The following is a 6,592-nucleotide window of genomic DNA, read 5'->3' on the forward strand; positions in this document are numbered from 1 at the left end:
TCGGGGTTGCTCGATCGGTGGTCACGGGTGATCACCGCCGGGTGAAGCCCCTGGCGCCGTCGGTCGGCGCCAGGGGCTCCGCCGCCTACTTCTTCACGAGGTCGGCGCGCAGGTCGTCGAGGACGCTGTCGGCCGCCGTCACCCCGAGGCCGAGGTACCAGGTCTCGTCCGGGACGTCCTTGGCCTGGCCGGCCTTGACCGCCGAGAGGTTCTTCCACAGGGGGTTGGCCTGGGCGGTGTCGCGCTTGGTGGCCTTCGGGTCGCCGTAGACGCCGGTGAAGATCCAGTCGGCGTCGGCCTGGTCGATCTTCTCGGGGCTGATCTCGGCGGCGAGGTCGTTGATCTGCTGGTTCTTGGGCCGGGGCAGACCCGTGTCCTCGAGGATCGTGCCGATGAAGGACGCCTTGGCGTAGAGGCGGATCTTGCCCGGGAGGTAGCGGACCATGGAGATGGTCGGCTTGTTCGGGCCGCTGGCCGCGCCAATGTCTGCACCCAGCTGCTTCGCCTTGGTCTCGTAGGCGGCGAGCTTCGTCCTGGCGTCGGCGGTCCTGTCCAGGGCCGCGGCGTTGAGGAGGTAGTTCTCCTTCCAGGTGAAGCCGGGGCGGATGGAGAAGACGGTGGGCGCGATCTTCGAGAGCTCGTCGTACTTGTCCGCGGCGCGCAGCTGGCTGCCGAGGATCAGATCGGGCTCCAGGTTGGCGATCGCCTCGAGGTTGAGGTTGTTGATGGTGCCGACGGACTTGGGGCTGCCGGCGTCCTTCTTCAGATACGTGGGGATGCCATCGTCTCCCTCGGCGGGGGCGTAGCCGACCGGCTGGATGCCGAGCGAGACGACGTTGTCGAGTTCGCCGACGTCGAGGACGACGACCCGCTTGGGGGCGGACTTGATCTCGGTCTTGCCGAGCGCGTGGGTGAGGGTGCGGGGGAACTGGCCGGCCTTGGCGTCCGTACCCATGGCCGCCGTCTTGGCCGCCGCGTCACCGAAGTCCTTGCCGCCCGTGGCGACGTCCTTCTTGGCGGCGCCTTCCTTCTTTTCCGAGGTGGCGCCCGATGCGCCGTCGCCGCTTCCGCATGCCGCGAGGGAGAGCGCGGCGGCGAGGGCGACGGCTGCGGCGGTGCCGCGGCGGCGGAGTGACATGAGGGGTTCTCCTGTACGGGTACGAGGACGGCGGCTCGGGATCGGTCACGGAACGGGTCCCCTACCCGGTCTCGCACCCGGAGTCCCAGACTCCACTTAGGGTCGCCTTACCTTAAACCCCACCGTTCTCTCCAGCACAGCAACCCCCCTCCCCTCAGCAGAATCGATTCACGGCCACCCTTATGTGTGAAGTGACCGGGCTCGTGTTGTTCGGCAGGAAGTGCGAAAACTAGCTTCGGTGGCCGGAGGTGACGAGACGATGACAGTCTGTGCCATCGAGACGGCGGCGGGGGGCGGCGGCGCCGTGTGGCCCTCGCGGTTCACGATCACGGCGAACGGGGCGTACGCGGCGCGGCTCGCCGGTACGGGCGACGCCCTGTACGCGGAGCGCTGGACCCTGGACGGGCCGGAGCCGTACGCCGTGCCCCTTCCGCTCGACCAGCCCGAGGAGCGCCACACGCAGCTGCTGCCGTTGGCGGACGGACGGGTGCTGACCGGACGCCGGGTGGACGGCGACCGCCACACGTTCTCGCTGCTGTACCCGACGGGACCGGGGACGGGAGAACTGCCCCTGGGGGCCGTCGAGTCCGCGGACCTCATCCTGCTGCCGCCCTCGCCCGACGGCATCTGCGCGTACGCGATGTGTGTCGGGGCCGACACCACCACGATCTGGCTGGTGGCGGGCGGGGCGTTCGGACCCGAGCAGGTCGCCGAGGTCAAGGGCCGCTGCACGGGCGGGGTCTGGCTCGACCGTACGGGACGGATGCTCGCCCTCGACCGGCGGCTGGACGACGGCCCGGTCAAGGCGGTGGCGGTCGACCTGGAGCGGAGCGGGGAGGCGACGCCGCTGCTCCAGCTCACCGAGGAGAGCGACGACCGGCTGCTGATGGCCGACCCGGACAGCGGGCTGCTGCTGATCCGCTCGGACGCTCCGTCACCGGGGCACGAGCGACTGGGGTGGGGAGTCCTCGGCAGTCTGCTGCCGATTCGTTTCCCCGAGTGCCTGCGGCTGGACGACGCGGCGGTCACCCCGTTCGCGGTGCAGCCGGGGCAGGTGCTGCTGCCGGAGACCTGCTCGGTCGCGCTGCGGATCGACGCGGCGGCGGGAAGCTGGGTCGGGATGTGGCGCCCGACGGATCGCCGGATGCACCAACTGGCGGTCCCGGCGGGGTGGCTGGCCGGGTCGGGGCTCTGGACCGCGGAGGGCGTGCTGCGGCTTCCGTACGCGACGGAGGAGGCGCCCTGTGGACTCGCCGGCCTGGAGGTCCCGCCGGACCCGGAACCGGCACGGGTCGAGGTCACCGTGGAGCCGCGGGTCTGCCGCCCGGTCCCGCTCCAGCAGGCACCGCTCGCCGACCGCAAAGCCGCTGGCTAGACTCACGGCCGCACGACAACAGCAATCACTACGGGGTGAGTTCCACCATGTCGGAAGCACGTACGGACGGGACGGAGCCGCACGGCTCCGGAAAGCATCGCGGCGAGGCGGCGCCGTCGGAGGATTCCACCTCCTCCCCCCACGGCCGCCACCGCCGCGACGCGGAAGCGCAGTAGCGCAAGAACCGGCCCCGGGGGATTCCCCCCGGGGCCGGTTCCTTTCCGAGCCCGTCCGGGCCGCGCTCAGTGCCTCAGCGGACTGCGGACGCGTTGCACAGAGATGAGGCTGCGCCACCCTCGAAGCGCTTGCCCCACCCTTCGGTCGTCCCGCGCTAGTCGGCCACCCCCAGAGTTCTCAGCACCTCATACGCCTCCAGCCGCTCCGAGAAATTCGGCGAGCGACGCGGGGCCACCGCGGTGATCGACGCGAACGGCCGATCAGCGTCTTCACCCGCGCCAGCGTCCACCGTTGGTCCGCCCAGCCATGGACCAGCGGCCCGCGCTCCAACTCCCGTTCCAGCCTGGCGATCTGCCTCTCGCCGAGCCTCGGTCGCCCCGGCGATCCCTTCGACAGGACTCCGGCCTCACCGCGCTCTCGCCCCTGGCGTCGCCACCGCTCCACCGACCGCTCACTGACCCGCAGCGCGTCGGCGATCTCCCGGTTCTTCTCACCGCCCTCGAAGCGTTCCACGGCCTGCAACCGGATCCGCTCGCGCGCGGCCTCCCCGCATCGGTCAACCCACCGCCCTGCGCGTATCTCACGCCCAACGGCTACCGAAGCCGTGGTGCCGCTGCCAGGCGAACAGCTCCGACATCGCCCAATCAAGTTCAGTAGCGACCCGACATGGAGGCGCTCATAGCGAACGCCCCTCCGGAGCGTGACCTGGAGGGGCGTTCACTCTCAACTGTCGATCAGCTCTCTCAGCAACTGCTACGAGGTAAGAGAACCAGCGCGACAGTCAATTCAGTCGACAGTTCCCTGCTGTCCTTCAGTACCGCCCGTTTCCCGCCGGACCCAGGCGTCATCGTCCGCTTCGAGGGTTCCGTCCTCGTCGACGAAGAAGACTCCATCGCGATACATGTCACGGAAGGCGGAAACCATCTCGGCGACGCTCCGATAGGCAGGACGCGAAGGATACTCGCTCATCACCTTCAGCACTGGTGCATCGGAATCGGAGCCGTAAATCACGGCGTAGAAGTCACCTGCGCCGTCCGCCAGTAGCGGTACCCAGAAGTCCCCCAACAGGGGGTCTTCAAGCGTCGACCTGATCGCCGCTGCCTCGTCGACGGACAAGGGCTCGAAGCCTGGGATGAGCGCCGCGTCGTCTTGAGTCTGCCCCGGCATGTACGTCACGCCGTTACACGATCCGAACCAGTCCAAAACCTCCTGTGGCACAGGACCGAAAGCGGTGACAACCCGTTCAGGAGCAGCGCCAGCCACGCGTGCCGACACAACCGGGCGCCCTAGACGAGCAGCCTCGGCCCAGAGCTCTTCCACGATCTCTCTGATCAACTCATTGCCTTCTATCTCTTCACGCGGACCACAAATGGATCACCGTCATTCAAACCGGCCTTCTTGTAAAACTCCTTGAGGGAGTTTCCGTGACTCGAATTGATGCTTTGAGGAGCAAGCGTGAGCGTCGCCCCCTGTCCACCTTCATAGGTGGAGGCAAAGGGGTACTCCTCCCATGTCGCGTCCGAAGCGAACCTGCGAGGTCTCGGCGCGTGTTTCTGTGCCTGCCTCCGGTTCCTGTTGTGCATCGCTTCGCCGTCCATCTTGGTCACGATCGCCGGAGCACCGCTTGCCACAGCCTTCAGATGGTTGGACGCCATCGGACTGTGTTTAGTCGGGTCGATCTCGTGAACCGGCATCTCGTACGCCGTTCCACCCGAGTCGACGGCAAAGATCCTCGGCACCTCATCATTGCAGTTGTGCACGAGCACCGCAGCGCTCGTGTCGACCGCCGTGACCGAGCCGCCCGCCAGCACGAAGTACGTGTGCAGGCCGTCGATGCTCAGGTCGTACGTGACCCGCTCAGCCTTGTACGACTTGATCGCGACGATCTTCGCCGGAGCACCCTCACCGTTCTGGAGCATCTGGCCGGGCTGCAGGTCACCGGCTTGGGTCCATGAGTTGCGGGTGGACTCGTAGAACTGGTGGTGCTTGGTGGTCTGGATCGTCTTCGGACCGGCCTTCGTGGCGACGACGACGTCGACGTAGTCACGGTCGGTCTTGGTGACGATCACCTCCTTGACCCGGTGCTTCTCCTTCGTCTTCTTACCCGGCTCGGCGGTCAGGACGTAGTCCCCCGGCTTCACCTGGGAGATGGCCTTCGTTCTGTCGCCGGCGAGCAGCACCGGTGTCTTGGCCGTGAAGCTGTGCGGGGTCGAACCGCGCCGGATCGGACAGGATCCGCCGTTGGACGTCGGAGACCCCTTCGCCTTCGGGCCGCGGACCTTGCCTGCCGCGCCGAAGGCGCCGCCCATGGCTGCCCCGATCGTCGCCGCCTTCGCGGCGCCAGCGACGGAGCAGCCCTCCTCGCTGTTAACGCAGGAGGTGCCGTACTCGACCGCGCCGGTGACCGCCTCTTCGGCCGCGCCTTCCGCCGCCCCCGAGACGATCTTGCCGGCCGCGCCGGACAGTAGGCGACCCGCGGCACCGGCCGCGAGTCGGCCCGCCACACCGCCGGCCATACCCGTGAGGGCGCCGACGCCGACCGCCATGGCGAACCCGCCCAGCGTTTTCGGGCCGTCGCTCATCATGTAGCCGACGCCGTTGGCCGCCGCGCCCGCGAGCGCTGCGCAACCGAGGGCGCCGACACCGGCCGTGAGGGCCGTGCATCCTGCGAAGACGGCGATGCCGACGGCGACCGAGGCGATGGTCGAGGCGTGCTGTTTGACGAAGTTGGCTGTGGCCTTGGCTGCCTTCTTGACGGCTCTGCCGACCTTCTTGGCTGCCTTGACGACCTTCTTGGCTACGTGTTTGACCGCCTTGGCGACCTTCCGCACGGTCTTCTTGACGTGCTTGACGACCTTGTGGACGTAGCGCTTGACCCGCTTGTAGGTGCGTTTGACGTATCTCTTGACCTTGCGGACGCTGTCGGACACGTACCGCACAGCCTTACGGACGGTTCTGGCTGCCTTCTTGACTGCCTTCTTGACGGTCTTCTTGACGACCTTTGCCGCCTTCTTGACGACCGCGGCGGTCTTCTTAACCGTGGTCACCGTCTTGTGGTAGGCCGTCTTGACGGTCTTCGTCACCTTCTTGGTGACCTTGTTCCAGCCCTTCTTGATGTCCTCCCACCAGTGGCCGGTCGGGTCTACACCCGTCATCGGGTTGCCGTTGGCGTACGCATAGCGGTTCGCGTTCACCGAGCCGCCGCGCATCGGGTCGAGACCCACCGTGTCGCGGCTGTTGAACTGGGCCGTCTGCGGCGAGTACCAGCGCGCGGCCATGTTGACCTTGGCCGTCTGCGGGTCGGTCCAGCCCGACTGGTAGCCGAGCGCACCGAGCATCCCGCTGGATGCCGAAACCTTGCCGAACGGCGAGTACGTCGTCGAACCGCTCAGCGCCTCACCGGACGCCGTGAACTGCGCGACCACGTCGGTGTGCAGATCGGCCAGCGCGAGCACCGCCGACACGGACGTCTTCACGCCGATCAGTGAGCCGTCCACATTGCGGCTATAGGTCGTCACACCGTCTGAGGCCACGTCGTTTCCGGCACCGCTGTACTGGAACGAGTAGAGCGGTGAGCCCGTCTCGTCCTTGGCGTCGAGGACCCGGTCGAGGCCGTCGTACGCGTACGTACGGTCGCCCTCGCTGATGACCCGGTTGAAGGCGTCCGCCTTCATCAGGGTCGTCCTGCCGCCCTCGTCCGTGACCTGGCTCATCGTGCCGCGCGCGGAGTACGTGTACGTGCTGTGCCCGTCCGACGTGAGCCGGTTGCGGGCGTCGTACGTGTACGTGTCGCCGCCCACGCGGGTGCGGTTGCCGGACGCGTCGTAACCGTAGGCCTCCGTCGTCGTCCCGTTGTTCCAGGACGACAGGCGGTTGGCCCAGTCGTACGTGTACGTGTTCGC

The 6,592-nt window shown here is 67.7% G+C and carries 4 protein-coding genes and 1 pseudogene; 1 reads left to right on the top strand and 4 read right to left on the bottom strand.

Annotation, left to right across the window (positions count from 1 at the left end):
• Nucleotides 1-85: 85 nt before the first annotated feature.
• Nucleotides 86-1,138, bottom strand: a complete 1,053-nt coding sequence (locus ACZ561_RS30445; protein WP_471000991.1) for an ABC transporter substrate-binding protein — start codon at nt 1,136-1,138, stop codon at nt 86-88.
• Between the two features lie 259 nt (nt 1,139-1,397).
• On the opposite strand from ACZ561_RS30445, the gene ACZ561_RS30450 reads away from it, so the two are divergent.
• Nucleotides 1,398-2,513: a hypothetical protein gene (locus ACZ561_RS30450; RefSeq protein WP_471000994.1), complete on the top strand. Its 1,116-nt coding sequence runs from the start codon at nt 1,398-1,400 to the stop codon at nt 2,511-2,513.
• A gap of 429 nt (nt 2,514-2,942) precedes the next feature.
• Here the strand turns inward: ACZ561_RS30450 and ACZ561_RS30455 are convergent.
• From ACZ561_RS30455 to ACZ561_RS30465, 3 genes and pseudogenes are all read right to left on the bottom strand, one after another.
• Nucleotides 2,943-3,274: pseudogene (locus ACZ561_RS30455) on the bottom strand (helix-turn-helix domain-containing protein); the annotation flags it as partial.
• Nucleotides 3,275-3,476: 202 nt separating this feature from the next.
• The gene (locus ACZ561_RS30460) at nt 3,477-4,025 is read right to left on the bottom strand and encodes an SMI1/KNR4 family protein (protein ID WP_471000997.1); all 549 of its coding nucleotides are present in this window, start codon (nt 4,023-4,025) and stop codon (nt 3,477-3,479) included.
• An 11-nt stretch (nt 4,026-4,036) separates the two neighbouring features.
• The coding region (locus ACZ561_RS30465; protein WP_471001000.1) for a NucA/NucB deoxyribonuclease domain-containing protein at nt 4,037-6,592 on the bottom strand (2,556 nt) is incomplete at its 5' end.

The sequence above is a fragment of the Streptomyces sp. NPDC039609 genome (assembly GCF_055596705.1).